20 protein-coding genes are annotated in these 26,758 nt (G+C 71.8%); 12 read left to right on the forward strand and 8 right to left on the reverse strand.

What is annotated here, in order from left to right; translation table 11 throughout:
• Positions 1 to 100 precede the first annotated feature (100 nt).
• Together ACSMXV_RS15140 and cutA are read right to left on the reverse strand one after the other, a co-directional pair.
• Positions 101 to 508 (reverse strand): gamma-glutamylcyclotransferase family protein, encoded by a 408-nt coding sequence (locus ACSMXV_RS15140; protein ID WP_473178944.1) that lies wholly within the window; start codon positions 506 to 508, stop codon positions 101 to 103.
• Positions 508 to 879, reverse strand: coding sequence for a divalent-cation tolerance protein CutA (cutA, locus tag ACSMXV_RS15145; protein ID WP_473178143.1), 372 nt, complete (start codon positions 877 to 879; stop codon positions 508 to 510). Before cutA ends, ACSMXV_RS15140 begins: the two co-directional genes overlap by 1 nt.
• A 404-nt stretch (positions 880 to 1,283) precedes the next feature.
• Here cutA and ACSMXV_RS15150 point away from each other — a divergent pair, with 404 nt between their 5' ends.
• The 4 genes from ACSMXV_RS15150 to ACSMXV_RS15165 all read left to right on the forward strand — a co-directional run bounded on the left by ACSMXV_RS15150 (position 1,284) and on the right by ACSMXV_RS15165 (position 5,369).
• Positions 1,284 to 2,954, forward strand: a complete 1,671-nt coding sequence (locus tag ACSMXV_RS15150) for a M4 family metallopeptidase (protein WP_473178945.1) — start codon at positions 1,284 to 1,286, stop codon at positions 2,952 to 2,954.
• Between the two features lie 22 nt (positions 2,955 to 2,976).
• Complete coding sequence (locus ACSMXV_RS15155) at positions 2,977 to 3,789, forward strand: aminotransferase class IV family protein (RefSeq protein WP_473178144.1); 813 nt, start codon at positions 2,977 to 2,979, stop codon at positions 3,787 to 3,789.
• 256 nt (positions 3,790 to 4,045) lie between these two features.
• Positions 4,046 to 4,564, forward strand: coding sequence for a hypothetical protein (locus ACSMXV_RS15160; protein WP_473178145.1), 519 nt, complete (start codon positions 4,046 to 4,048; stop codon positions 4,562 to 4,564).
• A 124-nt stretch (positions 4,565 to 4,688) separates the two neighbouring features.
• Complete coding sequence (locus tag ACSMXV_RS15165) at positions 4,689 to 5,369, forward strand: class F sortase (protein WP_473178146.1); 681 nt, start codon at positions 4,689 to 4,691, stop codon at positions 5,367 to 5,369.
• A gap of 241 nt (positions 5,370 to 5,610) precedes the next feature.
• Here the strand turns inward: ACSMXV_RS15165 and ACSMXV_RS15170 are convergent, their stop codons facing one another.
• Positions 5,611 to 6,393, reverse strand: a complete 783-nt coding sequence (locus ACSMXV_RS15170) for a sulfite exporter TauE/SafE family protein (RefSeq protein WP_473178147.1) — start codon at positions 6,391 to 6,393, stop codon at positions 5,611 to 5,613.
• A gap of 254 nt (positions 6,394 to 6,647) precedes the next feature.
• On the opposite strand from ACSMXV_RS15170, the gene ACSMXV_RS15175 reads away from it, so the two are divergent.
• The 3 genes from ACSMXV_RS15175 to nirD are packed head-to-tail and all read left to right on the forward strand — an operon-like array spanning position 6,648 to position 10,826.
• A complete protein-coding gene (locus ACSMXV_RS15175; RefSeq protein WP_473178148.1) occupies positions 6,648 to 7,868 on the forward strand; it encodes an NAD(P)/FAD-dependent oxidoreductase in 1,221 nt (406 codons plus the stop codon).
• Position 7,869: 1 nt separating this feature from the next.
• The gene (gene nirB / locus ACSMXV_RS15180) at positions 7,870 to 10,461 is read left to right on the forward strand and encodes a nitrite reductase large subunit NirB (RefSeq protein WP_473178149.1); all 2,592 of its coding nucleotides are present in this window, start codon (positions 7,870 to 7,872) and stop codon (positions 10,459 to 10,461) included.
• A complete protein-coding gene (nirD, locus tag ACSMXV_RS15185; RefSeq protein ID WP_181660072.1) occupies positions 10,458 to 10,826 on the forward strand; it encodes a nitrite reductase small subunit NirD in 369 nt (122 codons plus the stop codon). The genes nirB and nirD overlap by 4 nt, the downstream gene beginning before the upstream one ends.
• A 166-nt stretch (positions 10,827 to 10,992) precedes the next feature.
• Here the strand turns inward: nirD and ACSMXV_RS15190 are convergent, their stop codons facing one another.
• Positions 10,993 to 11,925: an oxidoreductase gene (locus ACSMXV_RS15190; RefSeq protein WP_473178150.1), complete on the reverse strand. Its 933-nt coding sequence runs from the start codon at positions 11,923 to 11,925 to the stop codon at positions 10,993 to 10,995.
• Positions 11,926 to 12,128: 203 nt separating this feature from the next.
• On the opposite strand from ACSMXV_RS15190, the gene ACSMXV_RS15195 reads away from it, so the two are divergent.
• Entirely contained in the window at positions 12,129 to 13,286 is a 1,158-nt protein-coding gene (locus ACSMXV_RS15195) for an alkaline phosphatase PhoX (protein WP_473178151.1), read from the forward strand.
• Here ACSMXV_RS15195 and ACSMXV_RS15200 read toward each other — a convergent pair.
• Positions 13,252 to 15,000: a SulP family inorganic anion transporter gene (locus ACSMXV_RS15200; protein WP_473178152.1), complete on the reverse strand. Its 1,749-nt coding sequence runs from the start codon at positions 14,998 to 15,000 to the stop codon at positions 13,252 to 13,254. The two genes, ACSMXV_RS15195 and ACSMXV_RS15200, sit on opposite strands and share 35 nt — an antisense overlap.
• Before the next feature lie 53 nt (positions 15,001 to 15,053).
• Positions 15,054 to 15,785: a carbonic anhydrase gene (locus ACSMXV_RS15205; protein ID WP_473178153.1), complete on the reverse strand. Its 732-nt coding sequence runs from the start codon at positions 15,783 to 15,785 to the stop codon at positions 15,054 to 15,056.
• 170 nt (positions 15,786 to 15,955) lie between these two features.
• Here ACSMXV_RS15205 and ACSMXV_RS15210 point away from each other — a divergent pair, with 170 nt between their 5' ends.
• Positions 15,956 to 16,840 (forward strand): response regulator transcription factor, encoded by an 885-nt coding sequence (locus ACSMXV_RS15210; RefSeq protein ID WP_473178154.1) that lies wholly within the window; start codon positions 15,956 to 15,958, stop codon positions 16,838 to 16,840.
• Positions 16,841 to 16,868: 28 nt separating this feature from the next.
• Entirely contained in the window at positions 16,869 to 18,368 is a 1,500-nt protein-coding gene (locus tag ACSMXV_RS15215; protein WP_473178155.1) for a sensor histidine kinase, read from the forward strand.
• A 216-nt stretch (positions 18,369 to 18,584) separates the two neighbouring features.
• On the opposite strand, the gene ppdK is transcribed toward ACSMXV_RS15215, so the two are convergent.
• Positions 18,585 to 21,314 (reverse strand): pyruvate, phosphate dikinase, encoded by a 2,730-nt coding sequence (gene ppdK, locus ACSMXV_RS15220; protein ID WP_473178156.1) that lies wholly within the window; start codon positions 21,312 to 21,314, stop codon positions 18,585 to 18,587.
• A gap of 470 nt (positions 21,315 to 21,784) precedes the next feature.
• Entirely contained in the window at positions 21,785 to 22,996 is a 1,212-nt protein-coding gene (locus ACSMXV_RS15225) for an ROK family protein (RefSeq protein ID WP_473178157.1), read from the reverse strand.
• Positions 22,997 to 23,219: 223 nt separating this feature from the next.
• Here ACSMXV_RS15225 and ACSMXV_RS15230 point away from each other — a divergent pair, with 223 nt between their 5' ends.
• Complete coding sequence (locus ACSMXV_RS15230) at positions 23,220 to 24,722, forward strand: MGH1-like glycoside hydrolase domain-containing protein (RefSeq protein ID WP_473178946.1); 1,503 nt, start codon at positions 23,220 to 23,222, stop codon at positions 24,720 to 24,722.
• The gene (locus ACSMXV_RS15235; protein ID WP_473178158.1) at positions 24,719 to 26,701 is read left to right on the forward strand and encodes an amylo-alpha-1,6-glucosidase; all 1,983 of its coding nucleotides are present in this window, start codon (positions 24,719 to 24,721) and stop codon (positions 26,699 to 26,701) included. Before ACSMXV_RS15230 ends, ACSMXV_RS15235 begins: the two co-directional genes overlap by 4 nt.
• Positions 26,702 to 26,758: the final 57 nt, after the last annotated feature.

The following is a 26,758-nucleotide window of genomic DNA, read 5'->3' on the forward strand; positions in this document are numbered from 1 at the left end:
CTGGGGGAGTGCGTGCCAGGCGTCGCGGGGCTGGGGGCACCTCCCAGCGGTAGTTGGGGGAGGGAGTTTGACGACAGGGCCTAGCGGCCGTGGCGGGCGCTCAGGTGCCGCTCCAGTCGCCGTTGTCGAGCGGCTTTCCGTTTGCTCGTAGGTGGGCTGCGACCGGCGGCGCCGCAACGTACACCCAGGCCCGTACCACTCTGCCGTCGTCGCACGTCACGGAGCGGGCGACGCGATCGTAGAGATTGGCGGGGTCGCCCGGGGCGTAGTCCTCCAACCGATCGAGTGCGGCGAGCAGTTGCTCGTACGCGTCGGGCGCGGCCGTCACCAGTTCCCCGCGTACGACGCCCTCGTCCTCCTCGACGGCGTACGGATAGCCCGGTCCCTCGTACAGCACCGCGCCCGCGAGCCGGGCCGGTTCCTCGGTGACCGTGCGGCCGCGCAGGAACAGGTCGTGGTTGCACTCTCCGGGCCGGAGCGTCCCGTAGACGAAGAACGGCAGGCGTATCACGCCTCGGTCTCCCCGGTCTCCCCGACCTTTTCGGCCTCGGCGGCCTCCCGCGTCTCGCGGGTCACCCACTCCAGATACGCGGCGCTCCCCCGCGTCACCGGCGTGGCGATGATCTCCGGCACGTCATAGTCGTGGGCCTCGGTCAGCCAGGATTCCAGCGCCTCGTACCGGTCGGCCGTCGTTTTGAACAGGACCTGCCACTCGTCCGCGGTCTCGACGGTGCCCTCCCAGCGGTAGACGGAGGTGACAGGCGTCGGGATCTGGGCGCAGGCCGCGAGCCTCGCCTCGACCGCTCCGCGGGCGAGCCGCTGCGCCTTCGCCTCGTCGTCTGTCGTGGTCAGCACGGTCAGCCACTCGGCCGTGGTCATGTGCGGGTTCCCTTCGCAAGCAGATCGGGGCCGACGTAACCGTCAGTTCCGGCCCCACAGAACCGGTCACATCGGGCTCCACAGAACCGGTGACATCCGGCTCCACAGAACCGTCGGCTCCAGTTCAGAGCCAGTCCGACGGAACCGATTGTCGCCCGTCCACCGTCGCCTGCGCGCCCGCCAAGCCGCGCCCCCTTCCCCGTGCGCCCCTCGCCCTCGCCCTTCCCCCCTCCCTACCTGCGCACCACAGCTCCACGACAGCGGCACAGGATCGCTATGGACATGACATGTCATGATCGCGTAAACCGGACGGCACGTCATCAGCGCACGTCAGCGCCACTTCCCCCAGGCCAGGCGGCCAGACCTCACTCCCGAGGAGACCGATGAGACGACCGACGACTGCGATGCGCCCGGCCTCGCCGACCCCGCCGACCCCGCCCGCCCCGACGGCATCGCGCCGTACCGCCGCCGGAACAGTTGCGGCGGCCACCGCCCTCCTGGCCGGCGCGCTCACCCCCACCGCGGCCGCGGCCGACCAGCCCCTCCCCAGCCGGGACGATGCGATCGGCCACGCGCAGACCGTGATCGCCTCGCTCGCCGGCCGGCTCGGCATCACCGACGCGCAGGCCACCACGGTGCGCGACGTCGTCGTCGACGCGGACGGCAGCCAGCACGTCCGGTACGACCGTACGTACCGTCAACTACCCGTCATCGGCGGCGACTTCGTCGTCCATCTGACCCCCGACGGGGGCTACCGCAGCGCTGACCGGGCCGTGCTCGGCGACCTCGCCGTGCCGTCCGTCAAGCCCTCGCTCACCGCGCCGAAGGCCGCGGACCTGGCCGCGGCCGCCCTGCGCGCGGTGAACCTCGGCGAGACGCTGCGCAAGGTCGTCGCCACGCCCCAGCTCGTCGTCGACGCTCTCCACGGCGAGCCCACGCTCGCCTGGCGCACCGAGGCCACCGGCCAGGACTCGCTGGGCAACCCGGTCGCCCGCGTCGTCCTCACCGACGCCCGCACCGGCCGGCAGATCGACGCCTGGGACAGCATCGAGACCGCGACGGGAGACGGCCAGTCCCTCTACAGCGGTACGGTGCCGCTGCAGACGACCCAGTCCGGCTCGTCGTACCAGCTCAAGGACGCCACGCGCGGCAACACCTACACCGGCGACGCGCAGAACAAGACGGACACCTGCCTCCTCGTGATCTGCCTGGAACGGGCGCCCGCGGCGGTCTTCACGGATGCCGACAACCACTGGGGGAACGGGGCCGCTTCGGACCGCGCCTCCGCGGCGGTCGACGCGCAATACGGCACGGACACCACGTGGGACTACTACAAGAACGTGCACGGGCGCAGCGGCATAGCCGGTGACGGCAAGGGCTCCTACAACCGTGTGCACTACGGGACCGACTACAACAACGCCTTCTGGGACGACACCTGCTTCTGCATGACGTACGGCGACGGTGACGGAACGACCTTCGGGCCGCTCGTCTCCTTGGACGTGGCCGGGCACGAGATGACACACGGCGTCACGTCGAAGACCGCGGGGCTCACGTACTCCCGTGAGCCGGGAGGCCTGAACGAGGCGACGTCCGACATCTTCGGCACGCTGGTGGAGTTCTACGCGGCCAACGCATCCGATCCCGGCGACTGGCTCATCGGCGAGAAGATCGTGAAGCCGGGCTTCGGCAAGTCGGCGCTGCGCTACATGGACCGGCCGTCAAAGGACGGCAAGTCCGCGGACTGCTGGAACTCCTCGGTCGGCAAGCTCGACGTGCACTACTCGTCGGGCGTCGCGAACCACTTCGCGTATCTGCTGGCCGAGGGCAGCGGCCCGAAGACGATCGGCGGGGTGCAGCACAACGGCACCACGTGCAACGGCGCGACGGTGAGCGGCATCGGCAAGGACAAGCTCGGCAAGATCTGGTACCGGGCGTTGACGGTCTACATGACGTCGTCGACCGACTACGCGGGCGCGCGGGCGGCGACGCTCGACGCGGCGAAGGATCTGTACGGGGCGGGGAGCGCGGAGTACGCCGCGGTGGGCGCTGCGTGGTCGGCGGTGTCGGTGGGCTGACCACCGCCCGTACCGTTGCGTCATGACGACGTCACCGAGCCCCCGCGTACAGCCCGGCCCGCCCCTCGTCCAGCGCGTCGAGATCGAGGGGCGGCCCGCCACCGCCGAGCAGTTGCTGTGGCCCGCTCTCGTCAACGACGGGCACTTCACCGCGATGCAGGTCAGGGCCGGGCGGGTGCGGGGGCTCGGGCTGCATCTGGCGCGGCTGGACTCGGCCACCCGCGAGCTGTTCGACCGCGGCCTTGACGGCGGGCGGGTGCGCGAGCTGGTCCGGCACGCGCTCGGTGACGACATCACGGACGCCGCAATACGGATCTATGTGCACGCGCCGGACGGCGAGCCGCGGATCATGGTCACGGTCCGGCCGCCCGCCGGGATGCCGGCGGACGCGCAGTCCCTGATGTCCGTGCCGTATCTGCGGCCCGTGCCGCACATCAAGCACGTCGGCGGCTTCGGCCAGATCCACTACGGGAGGCTGGCCCGCCGGGCCGGTTTCGACGGCGCTCTGCTGACCGGCCCCGACGGCACGGTCAGCGAGGGCGCCGTCGCGAACATCGCCTTCTACGACGGTTCGGATGTCGTGTGGCCCGACGCGCCCTGCCTGGCGGGCACCACGCTGCAGCTGCTCGAGCCGCGGCTGGGCGACGCCGGACTGCGCTCGCGCCGTGCCCCCGTGGGCCTCGCCGACCTGGCCTCGTACCCGTCCGCCTTCGTGATGAACTCACTGGGCATCGCCCCCGTACGGCGTATCGACGCCACGGATTTCACAGTCGACGAGAAGCTGATGGGCGCGTTGGCGGACGTGTACGCGTCCGTGCCGTGGGAGGCGCTCTGACGCGCCGGACGGCGCCCGGGAGTCACCCGTTCACACCTCCGCCGCGCCCTTTGGGGTTTCTTTTTGCCGACACGCCGGTGACCTGCTGGAACGTTCGCGCTCGAGCACCGGGGAACGGCCCGTCCCCGGATTTCTGATGGCTCATCAGCAGGCGTGTGCCGTCGAGTGCCACTTACCTCGGAAGGGCAGGGACGCGACCGACTCGGCGGCACATTGGGGGTGCCGCGGGCCGCGCCCTCTCGGAGGTGCAAGCACCATGCGCAGACGCCGCATGCTGACCGGTACCGTGCTCGCCGCCGCCGCGGCGGGCCTGTCGGCCGCCCCTGCCCTCGCGGGCGACGCGACCACCCTGGACCTGTATCCGTCCACCACGGCCCCGGGCGCGACGGTCTCGGTGAACACCAAAGCGTGCGGCACCGGGGAGACGGCGACGGGGGACGCCAGCGCGGTGGGTGCGGGCATGTTCACGCTGGCGCCCAGCGCGCACGACGGGGAGGCGATCGGCCAGTTCAAGGTGCCGCCGTCCGCACAGCCGGGCACGTACGAGATCGTCGCGAAGTGTTTCCGCGGGGACAAGGCGATGGCGGGCGATCTGAAGGTCATCCTGGCCGTCGCCGCGACGCAGCAGCAGCCCAAAGGACGTGTGGAAACGGGGGTCGGCGGCGCGCTAGGCCCCGACCCCGTGGAGACCGCGGCGGGTGTGGCGGCGCTGGCCGTGGCCGCCGCGGGCGGTACCTGGCTCCTGCATCGCCGGGCGAGAGGCGACAGGATCTGACGGACGCCCTCCGCTGTCCGCAGGTACCGCTTCCTCCCGCCCCCTCCGGGCCCGTAGCCCCTCGCGGCGCCCGGAGGGGGACGCGGAACCATCAGCCACCCGGATCAGCCACCCGGAGGTGCCCATGCGCTGGACCAGCAGGGCAAGGCCGGCACGGTCGGCACGGCCGGCGCGCGGCGCTCCCCGTCGGGGGGTACCCGACGCCGCGATAGCCACCGTGACCGCTGTCGCCCTCGTGTCCGGCATATGGCTGGTGCGCAGCGGCACCGAGGGCCACCTGCCGCCGCAGCCGTCCGCCGCGCAGGCCGACGCCCGCAGCGACGGCGAAGCGCCCGCGGCACCCCCGCTGCCGCCGTCGCCGCCCGACCGCATACGCATCCCCGCGATACGCGTGAACGCGCCCCTCATAGGCCTCGGCCTGACCTCCTCCGGCAGCCTCGAGGCACCACCGCCCGAGCGGAAGAACGTCGCCGGGTGGTACGAGGCCGGGACGAAGCCCGGTGAGACCGGAACCGCCGTCGTGGCCGGACACGTCGACAACGCCGAGGGCCCCGCCGTCTTCTACAACCTCGGCGCGCTGAAGAGGGGCAACACCGTCGAGATGGACCGCAGGGACGGATCGGTCGCCGTGTTCACGGTCGACGCCGTCGAGGTGTACGACAGCCGGAACTTCCCCGACGAGAAGGTCTACGGCCCCGCCCGCCGGCCCGAGCTACGGGTGATCACCTGCGGCGGCGGCTATGCGAAGAAGACGGGCTACCAGGGCAACGTCGTGGTCTTCGCACATCTGACCGGAAGCCGCTAAAGCAGGTCGGATGAAGTCGGCTGCGGTTCGGCAGCGCCCTGAAGGGGCGCGGGGCTGTGACATTGTGCGGCTCCGCCGCGATGGGGGTCCCCCCTGTTCGAGCGAAGCCGAGAACTTGGGGGAGCGACCAGCCACGACGCGCTGCAGCGAACCGACGGCACATCGCGGCCCCGCGGCGGAGCCGCACATCGGCACAGCCAGCGGAGCGCTTAGGCACATCCGGATCCCGGCAGCCGAAGTCTTAGGCCACCCACTGCTCGTACGCCAGATTGGCGACCAGCGCCAGGACCACCGTCAGCAGCACGATGCGGACGAAGCCGCTGCCCTTCTTCAATGCCGTGTGCGCGCCCAGGGTGCCGCCGGCCAGGTTGAACACGGCCATCAGCGACGCAAGTTGCCACAGCACCGTGCCCTGCCAGGCGAACATCGCGAGCGCTCCGGCGTTGGTGCAGCAGTTGACGATCTTGGCGGTGGCCGAGGCCGTCACCAGGTCGAGGTGGAGCACAGCGGTGAGCGTGAGCACGAGGAACGTGCCGGTGCCGGGGCCGATCAGCCCGTCGTAGAAGCCGATGCCGAGACCGGCCAGGCCGATGGCGGCGAGGATGCGGCGGCGGGAGGCGGGCCCGGCCGCCGGTGCGGTACCGAACGCGGGCTTCAGGATCACGAAGGCCGCGACGCCCAGCAGCACGACCATGATGACCGGCTTCAGCACCTCCGTGCTCATCCCGGCCGCGAAGAACGCGCCACCCATCGACCCGGCGACGGCGGCGAGACCGATACGGACCGCCGTCCACACATCCACGGGCGCTTTGCGCACATACGTCACCGCCGCGCCCGTGGTGCCGACGATCGCGACCGCCTTGTTCGTGCCCAGCGCGTACGCGGCCGGGGTACTGCCCGGCAGACCCAGCAGCAGAGCGGGAAGCAGCAGCAGCCCGCCGCCGCCCACCACGGCGTCGACCCATCCGGCCGCGCCCGCGGCGAGGCAGAGCACGAGCATGGTCGTCAGGGATATGTCGGGCATGATCGCGACCCTAGGCACGCTATACATGGGCCGTCCATCGAATACGACGAGACTTGAGGGCCATCTGAGGTTGGGACGACCGAACATGGCCGTGACCAGGACATCAGGGCTTCCCCGAGCGACCCGCGCCCGCCCCGCACCGGACCCCCAGGCCCAAACCCTCACACCCGCCCCCGGCCCCTGCTGAGCGCAGCGTTCCTCTCGGGAAACAGAGGGGATGCCGACGGGTAACACCCACGACGCACGCTCAAGGCATGACCTCGAAAACGCGTGTGGTGGTGATCGGCGCCGGCCCCGCGGGCGCACGGCTCGCCCAGCGGCTGGGCCCCGACGCCCTGCTCATCGGCGAGGAGGAGCACGCCCCGTACAACCGCCTGCTGCTCGCCGAGGTGCTGGCGGGCAGGTACGCGCCCGAGATCATCGCGCTTCCCGCCCCGTCGAGCGCCCAGCTGCATGCCCGCGTCGTCCGCGTGGACCGCGAGGACCGGCTGGTGCACTGCGACGACGGCAGCGTGATCGCATACGAGACGCTGGTCCTGGCGACCGGCTCCAACCCGGTGCTTCCTGCGCTGCGCGGCCTGTTCGAGCCGGGCGCCCGCGACCTCCCGAGGGGCGTGCACGCGTTCCGCACGATGGACGACTGCCTCGCGCTCTCCGCGGCGGTACGCGAAGGGACGCGCGCCGTCGTGATCGGCGGCGGCCTCCTCGGGGTCTCCGCAGCGCGGGCGCTCGCCGAGCGCGGCGTCCAGGTGGTCATGGCCCAGCAGGGCGAGCGCCTGATGGAGCGCCAGCTCGACGCCAAGGCATCGGAGCTGGTGCACCGCCACCTCACCGGAATGGGCGTGGAGATCCACACCGAGTGCCGCGTGCGCGGCCTCCACTGCGCCGACGGCGCGGTGCAGTCCGTGGAGCTCGCCGACCACTACCGGCTCGCGGCCGACCTGGTCGTCCTCGCCTGTGGCGTCCGTCCGCGCACCGGTCTCGCCGTCGCGGCGGGCCTCGAGGTGCGCAAGGGCATCGTCGTCGACGACGAGCTGCGCACCTCCGACCCGCACATCAGGGCCATCGGCGACTGCGCCGAGCACGACGGTCACGTATACGGCCTGGCCGCACCGGCCCTCGACCAGGCCGACCACCTGGCGGCGCTCCTCACCTCTGACGCCGCACCCCGCTACACCGGCACCCGCGCCCTGACCCGGCTCACCCTCGCCGAACAGGGCACGGGCCCACTGGACGTCGCCGCCTTCGGGGAGACCGAAGCCCTGCCCGGCGACGACGTCGTGCAGCTCACCGACTCGACCCGCCGCACGTACCGCAAGGTCGTCGTCCGCGGGAACCGGCTGGTCGGCGGGGTGCTTCTCGGCGAGCTCCGCAGTGTCGGGGCGCTCGCCAGCGCCTGGGAGAGCGACGAACCGCTCACGGAGTCCCCGTCGGCTCCGCTGCTCCACCTGCTCACCAATGATGGAGGCTTCTGAGATGTCCACGTCCACCCCCACGATCGTGGTCGTCGGCCACGGGATGGTCGGCCAGCGGTTCCTGGAGGCCCTCGCGGACAAGGGAGTCACCGAGCGGTCCCGCGTCGTGGTGCTCTGCGAGGAGCCGCGCCCCGCGTACGACCGCGTCCAGCTGACCTCGTACTTCTCCGGCCGGACGCCCGAGGAGCTGTCGCTCACGCCCGACGGCTTCATGGAGCAGCACGGCATCGAGCTGCGCGTCGGCGACCCGGCCGAGCACATCGACCGGGACAGCCGGACCGTGACGGCCCGCTCCGGGTTCACCGTCACCTACGACCACCTCGTGCTCGCCACCGGCTCGTACCCGTTCGTGCCGCCGGTGCCCGGCAAGGACGCCGACGGCTGTTTCGTGTACCGCACGATCGAGGACCTGTTCGCGATCGAGGAGTACGCGAAGAACCACGCCACGACCGGCGCGGTCGTCGGCGGCGGTCTGCTGGGCCTCGAGGCCGCGGGCGCGCTGAAGGGCCTCGGGCTCGACACGCACATCGTGGAGTTCGCGCCGCGCCTGATGCCGGTGCAGGTCGACGACGCGGGCGGCGCCGCCCTGCTGCGCACCATCACGGACATGGGCCTGACCGTGCACACCGGCACCGGCACCCAGGAGGTCGTCGCGAACGACTCCGGTGCGGTCACCGGGATGAAGCTGTCGGACGGCTCCGAGCTGGCCACCGACATGGTGGTGTTCTCGGCGGGTGTGCGCCCCCGCGACCAGCTCGCCCGCGACTGCGGCCTGACGGTCGGCGAGCGCGGCGGCATCACGGTGGACGAGCAGTGCCGCACCAGCGACCCGCAGGTGTTCGCGATCGGCGAGTGCGCGCAGGCCGTGGACGGCCGCGTGTACGGCCTGGTCGCGCCGGGCTACGAGATGGCGGAGACAGCGGCCACCGCGATCGCGGACGACTCCCCGACCGCTTCCTTCACCGGTGCCGACATGTCGACGAAGCTGAAGCTCCTCGGCGTGGACGTGGCGTCCTTCGGCGACGCGCACGGCACGGCCGAGGGCTGCCTGGACGTCGTCTACTCGGACTCGCGTTCCGGCGTGTACAAGAAGCTGGTCATCGGCCGGGACGGGGAGCTGCTCGGCGGCATCCTCGTCGGCGACGCGGAGAACTACGGCACGCTGCGCCCGCTCACCGGCTCCATCCCGCCGGTCGCGCCCGAGCAGCTGGTCCTCCCGGCGGGCGCGGGGGGCCCGGTGCAGCTCGGCCCGTCGGCACTGCCGGACTCGGCCGTCATCTGCTCCTGCCACAACGTCACCAAGGGCACGATCCGCGGCGCCGTCACGGACCACCAGTGCACGACCGTGCCCGAGGTGAAGAAGTGCACCAAGGCCGGTACGGGCTGCGGTTCCTGCGTGAAGGTGCTCGGCCAGCTGGTCACGGCCGAGCTGGAGGCCTCGGGCGTCGAGGTCGACAAGGGCCTGTGCGGCTGCTTCGGTCAGACCCGCCAGGAGCTGTACGAGATCGTCTTCGCCCTGCGGATCACCTCGTACCAGGACCTCCTCGACCGGTACGGCCGGGAGGGTGCGCGCGGCGGCGACGGCTGCGAGATCTGCAAGCCAGCGGTCGGCTCGATCATCGCCTCGCTCGCGCCGACGCTGGGCGCCAGCGGGTACGTCCTGGACGGCGAGCAGGCATCGCTGCAGGACACCAACGACCACTTCCTGGCCAACCTGCAGAAGAACGGCTCGTACTCGATCGTGCCGCGCATCCCCGGCGGTGAGATCACCCCGGAGAAGCTGATCGTGATCGGCGAGGTGGCCCGCGACTTCGGCCTCTACACGAAGATCACGGGCGGTCAGCGCATCGACATGTTCGGCGCGCGCGTCGAGCAGCTGCCGATGATCTGGGCGCGGCTGGTGGACGCGGGCTTCGAGTCCGGGCACGCGTACGGCAAGGCGCTGCGCACGGTGAAGTCCTGCGTGGGCCAGACCTGGTGCCGCTACGGCGTGCAGGACTCGGTCCGCATGGCCATCGACCTGGAGCTGCGCTACCGGGGCCTGCGCTCCCCGCACAAGCTCAAGTCGGCGGTCTCCGGCTGCCAGCGCGAGTGCGCGGAGGCCCAGTCCAAGGACTTCGGCGTGATCGCCACGGCCAACGGCTGGAACCTGTACGTGGCGGGCAACGGCGGCGCGACCCCGCGCCACGCGGACCTGCTGGCCCAGGACCTGTCCGACGCCGAGCTGATCCGGCTGATCGACCGCTTCCTGATGTTCTACATCCGTACGGCCGACCGTCTTGAGCGCACCTCGACCTGGCTGGAGCGCATCGAGGGCGGCCTCGAGCACGTGCGTGACGTCGTCGTCCACGACTCGCTCGGCATCTGCGACGAGCTCGAGAAGCTGATGGCCGACCATGTCGCGAACTACCGCGACGAGTGGGCCGAGACCATCAACGACCCGGAGAAGCTGTCCCGCTTCGTCTCGTTCGTGAACGCGCCCGACACCCCCGACCCGACGGTCAGCTTCGTCCCGGAGCGCGACCAGATCAAGCCGGATCTGCCGCTGCTGACGATCGGCACCCGACCCCTGGAAGGAACCGCCACCCGATGACGCTCGCCCCGGAAACCACAGATCTGAAGGTGCAGCTGCTCCTCGACGGGACCGGTGACTGGTTCACGGTCTGCGATCTGGCGCTGCTGACACCCGGCCGCGGTGTCGCGGCCCTGCTGCCGGACGGCCGGCAGGCCGCGATCTTCCTCGACCGGTCCGGTCGCCTGTACGCGATCGACAACCGTGACCCGTTCACGGGCGCCGCGGTCCTCTCACGGGGCCTGATCGGCTCGGCGCAGGGGCGCCCGTTCGTCGCCTCGCCGCTGCTGAAGCAGCGCTTCGACCTGGAGTCCGGGAAGTGCCTGGACGACGACGAGGTCGCTGTGACGGCGTACGAGGTGCGGAGCGCGGGCGTCGCGGTCTGAGCACGGACGATCGGGTGACGGCTCCGCGGTTCCGCTGCGGGGCCGTCACTCGTTGAGCGCTCGGCTGCGGGGCCGTCGCTCGTTGAGCGTCTGCCACGGGGCCGTCACTGGTAGAGCATTCGGCTGCGAGGCGGCCGTCGCTCCTTGAGCCCTCCGCGCGGAGTCGTCACGCCTTGAGCGCGTCGTACGTGACGCCCGTCAGCTCCTCCGACGCCGCCCACAGTCGCTCGCCCGCCGTGTCGTTCAGTGTCCACGGTGCCCGCCAGGATGGCGCGGGCGCGCCGCGCCAGCCCTGGAAACGGGGACCGGTGAAGGAGTCCGGTGCGACGCCCGGTGCCGTGGCCGCGTACAGCGTGGGCAGCGCACCGGCCTCCGCCGACTGCGCGAAGACCCGGTTGCCGAACTCCACCACCCGCTCGACCGCCTTGCGGCCCTCCATCCTCGGCCCGGCGGTCTGCAGGTTCGTGGATGCGTAGCCGGGGTGCGCGGCGGCCGCGACGACGCCGGAGCCGATGGCGGCGAGCCGCCGGGACAGCTCGTGGACGAAGAGCAGATTCGCGGTCTTGGAGCGGGCGTAGGCGATCCAGCGCCGGTAGCCGCGCTCGCTGTTCAGGTCGTTGATGTCGATGTTGGCGAACGCGTGGGCGCTGCTGGAGACGGTGACGATCCGGGCCTCGGGGGCGGCCAGAAGCCGGGGCAGCAGAAGTCCGGTGAGCGCGAAGTGGCCGAGGTGGTTGACGCCGAACTGCGTCTCGAAGCCGTCCGCCGTCCGGCCGTACGGCAGGGCCATCACGCCCGCGTTGTTGATCAGCAGATCGAGCCGGCCGTGGTCGCGGTCGTAGGCGGCCGCGAACTCCCGTACGGAGTCCAGCGAGCCGAGATCGAGCGGGACGAACTGCACGTCCGCGTCCCGGACTTCCGCCCGGATCCGGTCCGATGCCTCGATGCCGCGCGTCTCGCTGCGGCAGGCGAGGAGCACCCTGGCGCCGCGACGGGCCAGTTCACGTGCCGTGACGTATCCGATGCCGCTGTTGGCACCGGTGACCACGGCGACACGTCCGCCCTGGTCCGGGATGTCGCTCGCGTTCCAGCCCGTCATGAGGGAGCTCCCTTGTGGCGATGGTGGGTCACTTCACCGTACGACGGCGGGGCGATCACTTCTCGGCCATCCGATGCCAGGACGCCGTCATGAGTTGTCCATGGCCCGTCAACTCGGCGCGTCTAGGGTCCATGACCGGCCCCCCACGCTCGACCCCGGCGCCGCCCGGTGCCGGGGCGGTCACGGCACCCCCTGGAGCGAGAGTGGAACGTCGTACCTTCCTGCGCGGAGCAGTCATCGGCACCTCGGCCGCCGCCTTCGGCGGCACGCTCATGCACGGCGCCGCCTACGCGGCCCCGGCCCAGAAGGGCCCCGGCCCGTACGGGGCGCTGGGCGCGGCCGACGCCAACGGGATCCAGCTGCCCAGCGGCTTCACCAGCAGAGTCATCGCCCGGTCCGGACAGGCCGTCTCCGGCACCTCGTACACATGGCACAACGCCCCTGACGGCGGCGCCTGCTTCGCCGACGGCACCGGCTGGATCTACGTCTCCAACTCGGAGACCACCCCCGGTGGCGCCGGCTCGATCTCGTTCAACTCCTCGGGCGCCATCATCGGAGCCCGCCGCATCCTGTCGAACACCCGCAACAACTGCGCGGGCGGCGCCACCCCGTGGGGCACCTGGCTGTCCTGCGAGGAGGTGTCCCTCGGCTACGTCTACGAAACCGACCCGAAGGGCGTGAACGCCGCGGTCCGCCGCGACGCGATGGGCAAGTTCAAGCACGAGGCCGCCGCCGCCGACCCGGTCCGCAAGGTCATCTACCTGACCGAGGACGAGGGCACCGGCTGCTTCTACCGCTTCATCCCGACCACCTGGGGCAACCTGTCCTCCGGCACCCTGCAGGTCCTCGTGGCCGGCACCGCCACCTCCGGCAGCTTCACCTGGGCGACCGTGCCGGACCCGGACGGCGCCCCGACCGTGACCCGCAGCCAGGTCTCGAGCGCCAAGAAGTTCAACGGCGGCGAGGGCTGCCACTACGCCAACGACACCGTCTGGTTCACCACCAAGGGCGACAACCGCGTCTGGCAGCTCAACCTGCTGAACAGCACCTACGAGCTGGCCTACGACGACTCCCTGGTCAGCGGTGGCGGCGCCCCCCTGACCGGCGTCGACAACGTCACCGGCTCCTCCTCCGGCGACCTGTTCGTCGCCGAGGACGGCGGCAACATGGAGATCTGCATCATCACGCCGGACGACATCGTCGCTCCGTTCCTGCGGATCACCGGCCAGTCGAGCTCGGAGATCACCGGCCCGGCCTTCTCCCCCGACGGCAAGCGCCTGTACTTCTCGTCGCAGCGCGGCACGACGGGCAGCTCGTCCGGCGGCATCACGTACGAGGTGACGGGACCGTTCCGCTCCTGACCTGCTCGGCGTGGGCGGCGCCCGTGGCGTACGGGTGCCGCCCCTCGCCGTCCGGCCGGAGCAAGGCGTCCGGCCCGGGCGAGGCGTCGGGCCGGTGCGGGGCATCGGGCCGGTGCGGGGCATCGGGCCGGTGCGGGGCGTCGGGCCGGTGCGCGGCGTCCCGCCCTTGCGCAGCTTCCGGCAGCAGCAGTTCCACCGCCGCCCCGCGCCGCCGCTGCCGCTCCGCCCACTCCTCCACCTCCGCCCGGCTGGCCAGATCCAGATGGGTGACGCCCGTCAGATCCATCTGGACCCGCTCGCGCCCCGCCAGGGACTCCAGCGTGGCCGTCAGCTGCGGCAGCCGCAGGAACGTGGCGTTGCCGCTCATCACCAGCAGCGCGCTGTCGCCCTCCACGGTCGTCTCCGCGGTGAGCCGGGACATGCGCACGGCGGCCAGCAACACCGCCACCGCCAGGCCCACCAGGACGCCCTCCAGCAGATTGGCGACGACGATGGCGACCGTGGTGACCGCCATGACCACGCCCTCGCCGCGGTCCTTGCGCCACATGCGCGGGAACTGGCCGGGGTCCAGCAGCTTCCAGCCGCTGTGTACGAGGATTCCCGCGAGCACGCACACGGGGACCAGTCCGAGCACTCCCGGCAGCAGCAGTCCGAAGCCGAGCAGCCAGCCGCCGTGCAGGATGCGGGAGAGCTTGGTCCTCGCCCCGGCCTGGACGTTGGCGGAGCTGCGCGCGATGACCGCGGTCAGCGGCAGCGCGCCGGCGAGCCCGGCGAGCGTGTTGCCGACGCCCTGGGACAGCAGTTCGGGGTTGTAGCGGGTACGCGGCCCGGTGTGCATCCGGTCGACCGCCGCCGCGCTGAACAGGCTCTCGGCGGAGGCGATGACGGTGAAGGTGACGACCACACCGAGCACCGCGGGGTCGGCGAGGCCCGCCAACTGCTCGGCTCCGGGGAGACGTACGGCATCGCCGAGACTGCCGAAGACGACCTTCTTGACCTGCACGCCCGGCAGCGAGGCGACGGCAGCCCCGAGCGCGACCGCCACCAGCGGCGCGGGCACCTTGCTCAGCGGGGCCGGGGCCTTCTTCCACACGAAGCACAGGACGACGGTGGCCCCGCCGAGAAGCAGCGCCTGCGTGGCCGCCTGGCTGGCCAGGGTGCGCGAGAGCAGGTCCGGCAGGCCCGCGGCGTTCTTCAGGGCCGAGCCGCGCTGTGCGGAGTCGACGAGCGCGTACGTCTGGCCGAGCATCAGCGGCAGCCCGATGCCGGCCAGCATGCCACCCACCACGGAGACCGAGATCGCCTGGAAGAAGCGCCCCATCCGCAGCACGCCGAGGACGATCTGCAGCACTCCGGTGGCCAGCACGATCGGGCCGAGCATCGCCAGACCGTGCGCGCCGACCGCCTCGAGTACCAGCGCGGCGAGCCCGGCCGCGGGGCCGCTGACCTGAAGGCTGCTGCCGGGCAGAAAGCCGACGACCAGGCCGCCGATGATCCCGGAGACGATGCCGAGCTCCACGGGTACGCCGGATGCGGCGGCGACGCCGATGCACAGCGGCAGGGCGACGAGGAAGACGACGAGGGAGGCAACGACGTCCGTGACGAGGGTGCCCGGGTCGGCCGGAGTCCGCGCACCGGGAGGGGCACCGGTACGGGCGCTCGTACGGATTCGGGTTCGCGTACGGCTTCGGGCAGGGCGGGCATGACGGGCCATCGGTGCTCCTGGAGCGGGGTGTGGGGTGTGGGGGTGTGAGGGTGAAGGCGAGGTCAGGAACCGCTGAGCGGGCCTGGGTGCGGGCCACCGGGCGCACCTGGGTGCGGGCCACCGTGCGGCGGGCCTTCGAGCGGGTCGCCGCTCAAGGGGCTCTGGTACCGGGCTCCGAGCGGCTTCCGCGGGGGCAGGGGCGGCCGGAAGGCACCATCCGCGGCCAGCTCCTCCACCTCTCCGGTGTCGATCCGGTAGAACCAGCCGTGCAGCCGCAGTTCACCGGCGGCGACGCGGTCCCGTACGAGCGGATAGCCGTACAGAGAGGCGAGTTGGGCGGTGACGTGACGGCGTACGGCCTCCGTCAGGGCGGGGTCGCCGGGCGCGCCCTCGATCACGGGCGCGAGCGCGGGCCTGGCCAGCTCCAGCCAGCCGCCTACCTCCGGCAGTCCGCTCAGATCGGCCCCGCGCACCAGCGCGTCGACGGCACCGCAGTGCGAGTGACCGCAGACGACGATGTCGCCGACGCCCAGCACATCCAGCGCGTAGCTGATGGTGGCGGCCTCCGAGGAGATCAGCCGCCGCTCGTACGGGGGCACGATGTGGCCCGCGGTACGCAGTTCGAAGAGCTCGCCGGGGCCTGCCCCTGTGATGTGGGACGGGAGGACCCGTGAGTCGGAGCAGGTGATGAAGAGGACCTCCGGCCACTGGCCCTCGGCGAGCCTGCGATATTTGTCACTCTCGGCACTGATCCTGCGCTTGAACGCACGTGCGTTGTCCAGCAGTCGCTGCACGGCAACGCTCCTTCCGGGATCGGGTGGCAGGACGCTAACCAGCGCCGATGCCGCCTCGACCGGCTTCTGGCGGAGCGCTTTCGCCCTCCTTTCGCCTTGCTTCCCGACCCCTAACCAAGGCTTTACGGAAAGCAGTTGAGGTGTCAGAGGCCTGAGGTACCTTCCGGGGCATGCGAGTTCTGTTGGTGGAGGACGACGACACGATCGCCGAGCCACTGGCCGACGGGCTCCGCCGGTACGGCTTCACGGTCGAGCGGAGCAGCACGGGCGCGGCCGCGCTCGGCATGCCACCGGGCGACATCGTGCTGCTGGACCTGGGACTGCCCGACATGGACGGCATCGACGTGTGCCGCATGCTCCGGCAGGTCTCTCAGGTGCCGATCATCATGCTCACCGCACGCGGCGCGGAGGCCGACCGTGTGGTGGGCCTGGAACTGGGCGCGGACGACTACATCGCCAAGCCGTTCAGCATCCGCGAGCTGATCGCCCGGATGCGGGCGGTGGCGCGGCGCTTCCACGCCGTTCCCGAGCTCGTAGCGGAGGATCCGGCCGGGGACGCCGGAACGCGGATCGCCGGGGCGGGGACCGCCGGCCCTCTGCACACCGGCCCCCTGCACAGAGGCCGCCTGCGCACCGGCCCTCTGCACACCGGTCCCCTGGGCACCGGACCCGTGCACGCCGGCCCCCTGCACACCGGAGCCCAGCAGGCCGGAGCCCAGGCAGGCCGACCCCAGCAGTTCCGAGGCCCGAGCGGCCGACCCCAGATCATCGGCGCCCTCAGCATCGACCGCCGCACCCGCCAGGTCCTGGTGGACGGGCGGAGAGTCGACCTGACCCCGAAGGAGTTCGACCTGCTGGCCGTACTCGCACAGGACCCCGGCGCCGTGTACGAACGCGGGCACCTGCTCGAAACGGCTTGGACCGAGCGCTTCTTCGGCCCCACCAGGACCCTGGACGTCCATGTCGCCGCGCTGCGCCGCAAACTCGGCGACCCCGGCTCGATCGAAACCGTCCGGGGCGTGGGCTTCCGCCTGCGCGCCCCCGGCGGCGGCTGAGCCCCGACCGCGGGAATCGGCGCCTGACATGACGTACCGGCTGCTGCGGAGCTATCTCACGCTCGCCGCCCTGGTCCTCGTCGCGCTCGTATGGCCGCTCGGCCACTTCTACATCCGGTCGGAGCAGACCCGGGCGATCGCCTCCCTCGAGCACGACGCCGAGGCCCTCGCCGCCTTCGCCGACCATCTCATCGAAACGGACGCCACGGACCGGCTGCCGCGGCTGGCCCGCGAGAACGCCGCCAGAACCGGCGGCCGGGTGGTCGTGGTCGACAGCACCGGCCGCCTGTTCGCGGCATGGCCGCCCCTGGAGCCGCGCGAGGCGGCGGGACTGTCCGCCCGCCCCGAGATCGCGACGGCCCTGCGCGGCGGTTCGCGCGCCGGAGTACGCCGTGAGCGCTCCCGCCGCGGTGAACTGGTCCACCTCGCGGTGCCGACCCGGCAGGGACCGGCCGTCCGGGGCGCGGTGCGGCTCACCGTGCCGGGCCCGTCGGTGGACGGGAACAGCGGCCGGGTGTGGGGGTTCCTGGCCCTTGTGGGCGCCGCCGTGCTGGCGCTGGCAGCCGTGGCCGCCGTCGCCCTGGCCCGCTGGATCGGGCGGCCGGTGCGGTATCTGGAGGAGACCGCGGCCCGGATCGCGGCCGGCGGCGACCTCGTCGTCCCGGAGCGCACCGTCTCCGGACCGCCCGAATTGCGCCGCCTCACCGAGACCCTGCGCACCACGGCCCGCCGACTGCAGTATCTGCTCACGGCCCAGGGCGCCTTCGCGGGCGAGGCGTCGCACCAGCTCAGGACCCCTCTGGCGGCGCTCAGACTGCGCCTGGAGAACCTGGAGCGGGACGTCGCCCCGCGCTCCCGCCCCGACTGGGAGGCCGCGCTGACCGAGACCGACCGACTGGCCCGCACGACGGAGACCCTGCTGGCGATGGCCCGGCTCGACGAGGCGTCACTGGAGCCCGAACCCCTCGATCTGGACGCGGCGGTGGCCCGACACGTCCGGACGTGGGCGCCGCTGGCGGCGGAGTCCGGGGTACGCCTGACGGCGAGCGGCGGGCCGGTCGGCCGGGTGTGGGCGGTACCCGGAGGCGTCGAGCAGATCCTCGACAACCTGCTGGCCAACGCGGTGCGGGCGGCTCCCCCGGGCAGCACCGTCGTCGTGCACCGGCTGGCCCGGCGGCCCCGCCGCGGACTGCCGCCGATCGTGGAGCTGCACGTCGTCGACCAGGGCCCCGGCCTCGACGCCGCCCAACGCGAACGAGCCTTCGACCGCTTCTGGCGCGCGCCGGACGCCCCGAAGGGCGGCACGGGCCTGGGCCTCCCCCTGGTACGCCAACTGGCCCGCGCAAGCGGCGGAGAGGCCCTCCTCCTACCCGCCCCGGGCACGGGCCTGGACGCGACGGTCGTACTGCGCCCTGTCACCGAGTCCGTGAACGGCGGCCACAGCGGGGGCAGCACCGCCGGCGGGCAGTCAGGTGCGTCCGCGCGAGTGTCGGCGGCCGATGTCCTGGACTGGCCGGGAGCGGTCTGAGTGAGAGCGGCACGCGCCCCGACAGCAGCGGCATGCCCCGGCACCAGCGGCACGCCCGGCACCAGCGGCACGTCACGCCAAAAAAAGGGGCGGCACCCCCGCACAGGGTGCCGCCCCTCCTGGTGCACCGGAGCCTTCGTGAGTCGGTGAGGGTCGGGGACCGACAGTGGCTCCGGGGATCAGGGTGGTCGGCAACCGTCGCCGACCACCGGTGAATCAGCGGTTGTCGCTGCCCTTCGCCGTGGACGCGGCGCGCCCCGCCTCCAGGCGCGCCACCGGGATCCGGAACGGCGAGCAGGAGACATAGTCCAGGCCCACCTCGTGGAAGAAGTGGACGGACTCCGGGTCGCCGCCGTGCTCACCGCACACGCCGAGCTTCAGGTCGGGCCGGGTCTCACGGCCGGCCTTCGCGGCGTTCCGTACGAGCGAGCCCACGCCGTCCTTGTCGATGGTCTCGAACGGCGAGACCCCGAAGATGCCCTTCTCCAGGTAGGCCGTGAAGAACGAGGCCTCGACGTCGTCGCGGCTGAAGCCCCAGACGGTCTGCGTCAGGTCGTTCGTGCCGAACGAGAAGAACTCCGCCGCCTCGGCGATCTGACCGGCCGTGAGCGCGGCGCGCGGCAGCTCGATCATCGTGCCGAGCGCGAGCTTCAGCTCGACGCCGGTCGCCTCCTGGACCTCGGCGATGACCTGCTCGGCCTCGTCGCGGACGATCTCCAGCTCCTGGACGGTGCCGACGAGGGGGATCATGATCTCGGCACGCGGGTCGCCCTTGGCGTTCTTCCGCTCGGCCGCGGCCTCGGCGATCGCCCGTACCTGCATGGTGAACAGGCCGGGGATGACGAGCCCGAGGCGTACGCCGCGCAGGCCCAGCATCGGGTTCTGCTCGTGCAGCCGATGGACGGCCTGCAGCAGCCGCAGGTCGTTCTCGTTGGCGTCCTTGCGGGACTCGGCGAGGGCGACGCGGACCGACAGCTCGGTGATGTCCGGCAGGAACTCGTGCAGCGGCGGGTCCAGGAGGCGGACGGTGACGGGCAGCCCGTCCATCGCCTCGAAGAGCTCGACGAAGTCCTGCCGCTGGAGCGGGAGGAGGGCCTTGAGCGAGTCCTCGCGCTCCTCGTCGGTGTCGGCGAGGATGAGCCGCTCGACGTACTCGCGCCGCTCGCCGAGGAACATGTGCTCGGTGCGGCACAGGCCGATGCCCTGGGCGCCGAAGCGCCGCGCCCGCAGGGCGTCCTCGGCGTTGTCGGCATTGGCGCGCACGCGCAGCCGGCGCACCCGGTCCGCGTACGCCATGATCCGGTGTACCGCGGCGACCAGTTCGTCGGCGTCGTCGGCGCCCGCGTGCATGCGGCCCTCGAAGTACTCGACGACCGGGGACGGGACGACGGGCACCTCGCCGAGGTAGACCTTGCCGGTCGAGCCGTCGATGGAGACGACGTCGCCCTCTTCGATCACCGTGCCGTCGGCGGTGGTCATCCGGCGCCGCTTGGTGTCGACCTCGAGCTCCTCGGCGCCGCAGACACAGGTCTTGCCCATGCCGCGCGCGACGACGGCGGCGTGCGAGGTCTTGCCGCCGCGGGAGGTCAGGATGCCCTCGGCCGCGATCATGCCGTCGAGGTCGTCGGGGTTGGTCTCGCGGCGGATGAGGATGACCTTCTCGCCGGACCGCGACCATTTGACGGCCGTGTACGAGTCGAAGACGGCCTTGCCGACCGCCGCGCCCGGCGACGCCGCGATGCCGCGGCCGATCTTCTCGACCTTCGCGGCCTCGTCGAAGCGCGGGAACATCAGCTGCGCGAGCTGCGCGCCGTTGACGCGCTGCAGCGCCTCGGCCTCGTCGATGAGGCCCTGGTCGACGAGCTGGGTCGCGATCCGGAAGGCCGCGGCCGCGGTGCGCTTGCCGACGCGGGTCTGCAGCATCCACAGCTGGCCGCGCTCGATGGTGAACTCGATGTCGCAGAGATCCTTGTAGTGGTTCTCGAGGGTCTCCATGATCTGCATGAGCTGGTCGTACGACTTCTTGTCGATCTGCTCCAGCTCGGCGAGCGGCACGGTGTTGCGGATACCCGCGACGACGTCCTCGCCCTGGGCGTTCTGCAGGTAGTCGCCGTACACGCCCTGGTGGCCGCTGGCCGGGTCGCGCGTGAAGGCGACGCCGGTGCCGGAGTCGGGGCCGAGGTTGCCGAAGACCATCGAACAGACGTTGACGGCGGTGCCGAGGTCGTGCGGGATGCGCTCCTGGCGGCGGTAGAGCTTGGCGCGGTCGGTGTTCCACGAGTCGAAGACCGCGTGGATGGCGAGGTCCATCTGCTCGCGCGGATCCTGCGGGAAGTCGCGCCCGGCCTGGGTCTTGACGATCCTCTTGAACTTCGTGACCAGCTTCTTCAGGTCGGCCGCGTCGAGCTCGGTGTCGACCGTGACCTTCTTGGTCTTCTTGGCCTTCTCGAGCTCCTCCTCGAAGAGTTCGCCGTCGACGCCGAGGACGGTCTTGCCGAACATCTGGATGAGGCGGCGGTACGAGTCCCAGGCGAAGCGCTCGTCGCCGGCCTGCGCGGCGAGGCCGGTCACGGACTTGTCGGAGAGCCCGATGTTGAGGACGGTGTCCATCATGCCGGGCATGGAGAACTTGGCGCCCGAGCGGACGGAGACGAGCAGCGGGTTGTCGGCCTGGCCGAGCTTCTTACCCATCTTCTGCTCGAGGGCGTCGAGGTGCGCACTCACCTCGTCACGGAGTGCCGCCGGCTCTTCGCCGCTGTCGAGGTAGACCTTGCACGCCTCGGTGGTGATGGTGAAGCCCGGAGGGACGGGCAGGCCGAGGTTGGTCATCTCGGCGAGGTTGGCGCCCTTGCCGCCGAGCAGATCCTTGAGGTCCTTGTTGCCCTCGGTGAAGTCGTAAACGAACTTCACGCCCTCAGCTACGTGGGGATCTTTGTTTTCCGACACGGGACTCGACTCCTCGAGGACGCGGTGGCTGCCCTGACGGCGAGGAACATACCCAGATCGAAGGCACCTCGGTACGTCCACTTGCGCGTCATACGGCTGTAACCACCCGTCCGCCAGCAGATCGAAAGTGATGGGGCGGTTTCAGAATGATTGCGGATGTTTTTAGATCTTGAAGGAATCAACGCCCGTAGACGCCCTATTGCGCTCATGTGAGCGCCTCAAATCACACATGCTTCCACTTCTTGAATCCACGGAGGGTGGCACTCAGTGCCACCCCTTGGAGAAGTGCAGCCTCCCAAGATCCGCTCATCTGAGCGCACCAGCTATCAAGGGTGGCGAGAATCACGCTACAGACAGGGACCGGATTTCACTATCCGGACGGGCTTCCGGCGCACGGTGGGCGGTCTCGGTACGCACGGTGGACGGTCTCGGTACGCGGCCTCCACGCGGGCCGGGCGTCGCCGAAGCCGTCACAGGCCCATGGCCAGCAACCGCTCCTCGACCCGCTCCGGCGCGTACAGATGTTCCACGACCAGCGCCCCCGCCCCGACGAGCCCCGCGCGCTCGCCGAGCCGCGAGGTGACCACGTCCAGACGGGCCGTCGAGCGCGGCAGCGCACGCTGGTACAGCAGTTCACGCACCCCCGTCAGGAACGGCGTGCCGGCCAGATCCCCCGCGATCATCAGTACCCCGGGGTTGAGCAGCGTGACCACGGTGGCCAGCACCTCGCCGACCCGGCGCCCCGCCTCACGCGCCAGCCGCACCGCCTCAGGGTGACCGGCCGCCAGCAGCGCGCGCACGTCCGAGCCGGACGCCGCGGGCACGCCCGTCTCGGTCAGCCGCTGGGCGACGGCGCGCCCGCTGGCCACCGCCGCCAGGCAGCCGTACGAGCCGCACTTGCACAGCGCGTCCGCGCCCTCCGGAACCCGGATGTGCCCGATGTCCCCGGCGCCCCCGTCGATGCCCCGGTAGATCGCGCCGTCGACGACAACGCCCGCGCCGATACCCGTGGAGACCTTGACAAGTGCGAAGCTCAAGCAGTCCGGGTACCCGGTGCGCTGTTCGCCATACGCCATGAGGTTCGCGTCGTTGTCGACGAGCACCGGCACGTCCGCCGGGCCGCCCGCGTGCTCAGCGAAGGCGCGGCGCACCCGGCCCCGTATGTCGTAGCCGTCCCAGCCCGGCATGATCGGCGGCTGTACGACGCGGCCGGTGTCGCTGTCCACCGGTCCCGGCACGGCGAGGCCTATGCCGCAGACGTGGTCGGCGTGGGTGCCGGTCTGCTTCAGCAAGTCGGCGAACCAGCCGCCGAGTTCCGCGAGGACGGGTTCCGGGCCCTCCTCGACGAGCAGCGGGCCCGTGTGCTCGGCGAGCAGGTCACCGGTGAGGGTGAGAAGAGCCACGCGCGCGTGACGGGTGTCGAGGTCCGCGGCGAGCACCACCGCGTGGGAGTCGTCGAACTCGAGCCGTATGGAGGGGCGCCCGCCGAGTGGCGAGGCTGACTTGTCGAGGGGGCCGCCCTCGCCCTCGCGCAGCCAGCCCGCCCTGAAGAGCCGGTCGAGCCGCTGGCCGACCGTGGCCCGGGACAGTCCGGTCACCTGCTGCAGCGCACCGCGCGTCGTCGCGCGTCCACTGCGCACCAGATGCAGCAGCTCTCCGGCACTCGCCTGGCCCCCGGCCATGTTTCCTCCCTCTGAACCCTCTTGCGTTGGGCAACTCCACATTACATATTGGGTTTTGCGTGTTAAATAGACGTAACCCTACGGTACCCATTGCCGAACTGGTCGGCCGGACGTCTTCGGGGAGACATGCGTGGACCGCACAACCCAGCTCACCGCCCGTCGCAGAGGGCACGGAAGAACCGTGCGCAACGCCGCCTCACCCCCTGTTTCCGGCCATGGTGAGATCACGCATACCGGAGCGATTGGATTCAATCCATCGGACTCCGCGCGGTCACTGCACCTCAGCGCCGCCCGGGTCCTGGGTGCCAACTGGACCGGAACGTCCACCGTGCCCTCGCGTGGCCTGTATCCGCACCAGTGGTCGTGGGACTCGGCGTTCATCGCCATCGGACTGCGCCATCTGTCTCCGTACCGCGCACAGGTGGAACTGGAGACGCTCCTGGACGCCCAGTGGGACGACGGCCGGGTCCCGCACATCGTCTTCAACCCCGCCGTCCCCCTGGACGCCTACTTCCCCAGCCCGGACTTCTGGCGCTCCTCCACAGCGGGCAGCGCCGCCGGCGCCCCGCGCGCCGTACAGACGTCCGGCATAGTGCAGCCGCCGGTGCACGCCCTGGCCGCCTGGCTGGTGCACCGCGCCGACCCGGAGCTCTCCCGCGCCCGCTCGTTCCTCCCGAGGGTCTATCCCCGGCTCGCGGCCTGGCACCGCTATCTGCTGCAGCGCCGGGACCTGGGCGGCGGCGGTCTCGCGGCCGTCGTCCACCCCTGGGAGCAGGGCATGGACAACAGCCCCGCCTGGGACGCGCCCCTCGCGCGCGTGGAGCCCGCGTCTGCCCGTACGTTCCGCCGCGCCGACCTCGATCACGGCGCAGCGGAGGACCGCCCCACCGACCTGGACTACGGGCGGTATGTGCGGCTGGCGGCCGACTACCGCGACGGGCGGTACGCCGACGGGGCCGGAGAGTTCGCGGTCGAGGACCCGGCGTTCAACGCCCTGCTGATCGCCTCCGAGCACGCTCTGGCCCGGATCGCCGGCGAGCTGGGAGCGGCCGGGACCGCGCGGCACGCGCGCGCGGAGCGGCTGACCCACACCCTCGTGGAGCGGCTGTGGGACCCGGCCGAGGGGCTCTTCTTCTGCCGTGACCTGCGCGACCCCGCCACCGGTGGCCTGGGCTCGCTCGTACCGGCACGCAGTGTCGCTGGCCTGCTGCCGCTGATCCTGCCGACACTCCCCCGGCCCGTCGCCAGGGCTCTGGTACGCACCGCGCGCGGGCCCCACTTCGAGCTCGGCGGCAGCGCCCGGCTGGTGCCCAGCTACGACCTGAAGGGCCCGGCCTTCGATCCGCACCGGTACTGGCGCGGCCCGGCCTGGTTCAACACGAACTGGCTGCTTGAGCGGGGCCTTCGCCTGCACGGCGAACGCCCGCTCGCGGACGGGCTGCGCTCGGCACTGCTGACCACGGCGGCCGAATCGGACTTCGCGGAGTACGTGGATCCGTACACGGGCGAGGGGTGCGGCGCGCGCGGCTTCAGCTGGACGGCCGCGCTCACCCTCGATCTGCTGCACGGCGACGCGCGCGCCAGGAGGTTCCAGCGCGACGGGCTCGGTGAGTACGACGGGCTCGGCCGGCACGACGGGTTCCAGCAGCACGACGGCTTCGACAAGCACGACCGCTTCGACAAGCACGACCGCTTCGACAAGGACAAGGGAGGGGACCGGCGATGACGGATCGGCATCATCTGCTCGTGCACGGCGGGACGTTCGCGGCCGTGGGCCAGGGCGGCGACATCAGCGGGGTGCGCGGCAGCACCTCGCCCGACGGGCTGTTCGTGCGCGACGCCCGGCATCTCAGCCGCTGGCAGCTGACGGTCGACGGGGCGGTGCCGGACGTCCTCACTCCGGTAGCGGACGGGCCGGACGGGCTGCGCGCACCGGACGGCCGGGGCGCCGGGCAGGGGGCGGGCACGGCGCGCTGCGTGCTCGTGCCGCGCGGCGGTCGCCAGGAGCCGCCCGCGTACACGCTCTTCCGTGAACAGGCCGTCGCGGACGGTTCGTTCGTCGAGGTGCTGCGCATCGCCTCCAACCGCCCCGTCCCGGCGACGGTCCGCGTCGGGCTGACCGTCGACGCCGACTTCACCGACCAGTTCGAGCTGCGCTCGGACCACCGTACGTACGCGAAGACGGGCGCTGTCCGAAGCCGCCAGATCCTGGAAGACGGCGTCGAGTTCAGCTACCGGCGCGGGGAGTGGCGATCCTGTACCACCGTCACGTCCGAGCCGGCGCCGGACGCGGTCGAGGAGACCGGGACCGGCGCCCGGCGCCTCGTCTGGACGCTGGAGCTGGAGCCGGGCGCCACGGCCGAACTGACCCTGCGCGTCGCGGCCTGCCCGCATGGCGCCGCCGAACCGCGCGTGCCCCACTCCCCGTCCGCCGCAGCCGGTCAACTGGCCGATGCCGAGCGGGAGTTCATCGACGGCATCGCTCTCCCGGACACCTGGCCGGAGCTGGCCGCGGCCTGCGCGCGGGGCCTCTCCGACCTGGCCGTCCTGCAGGTCCCTGCGACCGGGCCCGACGGTGAGGAGCTGCGCGTACCGGCGGCGGGCGTCCCGTGGTTCCTCACGCTGCTCGGCCGCGACGCGCTGCTGACCTCGCTCTTCGCCCTCCCCTACCGCCCGCAGCTCGCCGCCGCCACGCTCCCCGCGCTGGCCGCGGTGCAGGCCACGGAGGCGTCCGCGGGCACGGTCGCCCAGCCCGGCAAGATCGTCCACGAGGTACGCCACGGCGAGCTGGCGCACTTCGGCCAGGTGCCGTACGGCCGGTACTACGGCTCGGTCGACGCGACCCCGCTGTTCCTGGTGCTTCTCGGCGCCTACGTCGAGCAGACGGGCGACGCGGCCCTGGCCCGCCGCCTCGAGCCGAACGCGCGCGCCGCGGTCGGCTGGATGCTGGACCACGGCGGGCTCACCTCGCGCGGCTACCTCGTCTACCGCGCGGACGAGGGCGGCCTCGCCAACCAGAACTGGAAGGACTCGCCGGGCGCCATCTGCTCGGCGGACGGCAGCCGCGCCACGGGGCCGGTGATGGCCGCGGGCGCCCAGGGCTATGCGTACGACGCCCTGCGCCGCACCGCGCAGCTCTCCCGCACCGTCTGGGGCGACGAGGTGTACGCGGACCTGCTGGAGCAGGCCGCCGCCGACCTGCGCGACCGCTTCCAGCGCGACTTCTGGATGGCCGACCACGACTTCCCGGCGCTCGCCCTGGACGGCGGCGGCCGGCACGTCGACGCGCTCGCCTCGGACGCGGGCCATCTGCTGTGGTCGGGCCTGCTCGACAAGGAGTACGGCAAGCTGGTCGGCCGCCGTCTGCTGGAGCCGGACTTCTTCTCCGGCTGGGGCGTCCGTACGGTCGCCGCGGGCCAGCCCGCCTACCATCCGCTGTCCTACCACCGGGGCTCGGTGTGGCCGCACGACAACGCGCTGATCGCGTTGGGCCTCGCACGGTACGGGCTGCACGACGAGGCGCGGGCGGTCGCCCACGCCCTCGTCGACGCGGCGACGGCCGACGGCCACCGCCTCCCGGAGGTCCTTGCCGGCTACGACCGGGCGACGCACCCGTCGCCGGTCCCGTATCCGCACGCGTGCGTACGGGAGTCCCGCTCGGCGGCTGCACCGTTGGCGCTGCTCACGGCGGTCGGCGGCGCGTAGACGTACGGCTCCACAGCCGCCTGTGGGCATGCGTTCCGCTCGCCCCGCTGTGGGCAG

Source organism: Streptomyces sp. DSM 42067 (assembly GCF_055792885.1).

Coding starts and splice junctions, on each gene's coding strand:
- nirD (WP_181660072.1), top strand. CDS start 10,458: ATGACGCTCGCCCCGGAAACCACAGATCTGAAGGTGCAGCTGCTCCTC.
- ACSMXV_RS15200 (WP_473178152.1), bottom strand. CDS start 15,000: ATGGCCCGTCATGCCCGCCCTGCCCGAAGCCGTACGCGAACCCGAATC.
- ACSMXV_RS15215 (WP_473178155.1), top strand. CDS start 16,869: ATGACGTACCGGCTGCTGCGGAGCTATCTCACGCTCGCCGCCCTGGTC.
- ACSMXV_RS15165 (WP_473178146.1), top strand. CDS start 4,689: ATGCGCTGGACCAGCAGGGCAAGGCCGGCACGGTCGGCACGGCCGGCG.
- ACSMXV_RS15155 (WP_473178144.1), top strand. CDS start 2,977: ATGACGACGTCACCGAGCCCCCGCGTACAGCCCGGCCCGCCCCTCGTC.
- ACSMXV_RS15170 (WP_473178147.1), bottom strand. CDS start 6,393: ATGCCCGACATATCCCTGACGACCATGCTCGTGCTCTGCCTCGCCGCG.
- cutA (WP_473178143.1), bottom strand. CDS start 879: ATGACCACGGCCGAGTGGCTGACCGTGCTGACCACGACAGACGACGAG.
- ACSMXV_RS15235 (WP_473178158.1), top strand. CDS start 24,719: ATGACGGATCGGCATCATCTGCTCGTGCACGGCGGGACGTTCGCGGCC.
- ACSMXV_RS15225 (WP_473178157.1), bottom strand. CDS start 22,996: ATGGCCGGGGGCCAGGCGAGTGCCGGAGAGCTGCTGCATCTGGTGCGC.
- ACSMXV_RS15160 (WP_473178145.1), top strand. CDS start 4,046: ATGCGCAGACGCCGCATGCTGACCGGTACCGTGCTCGCCGCCGCCGCG.
- ACSMXV_RS15190 (WP_473178150.1), bottom strand. CDS start 11,925: ATGACGGGCTGGAACGCGAGCGACATCCCGGACCAGGGCGGACGTGTC.
- ACSMXV_RS15150 (WP_473178945.1), top strand. CDS start 1,284: ATGCGCCCGGCCTCGCCGACCCCGCCGACCCCGCCCGCCCCGACGGCA.
- nirB (WP_473178149.1), top strand. CDS start 7,870: ATGTCCACGTCCACCCCCACGATCGTGGTCGTCGGCCACGGGATGGTC.
- ACSMXV_RS15210 (WP_473178154.1), top strand. CDS start 15,956: ATGCGAGTTCTGTTGGTGGAGGACGACGACACGATCGCCGAGCCACTG.
- ACSMXV_RS15175 (WP_473178148.1), top strand. CDS start 6,648: ATGACCTCGAAAACGCGTGTGGTGGTGATCGGCGCCGGCCCCGCGGGC.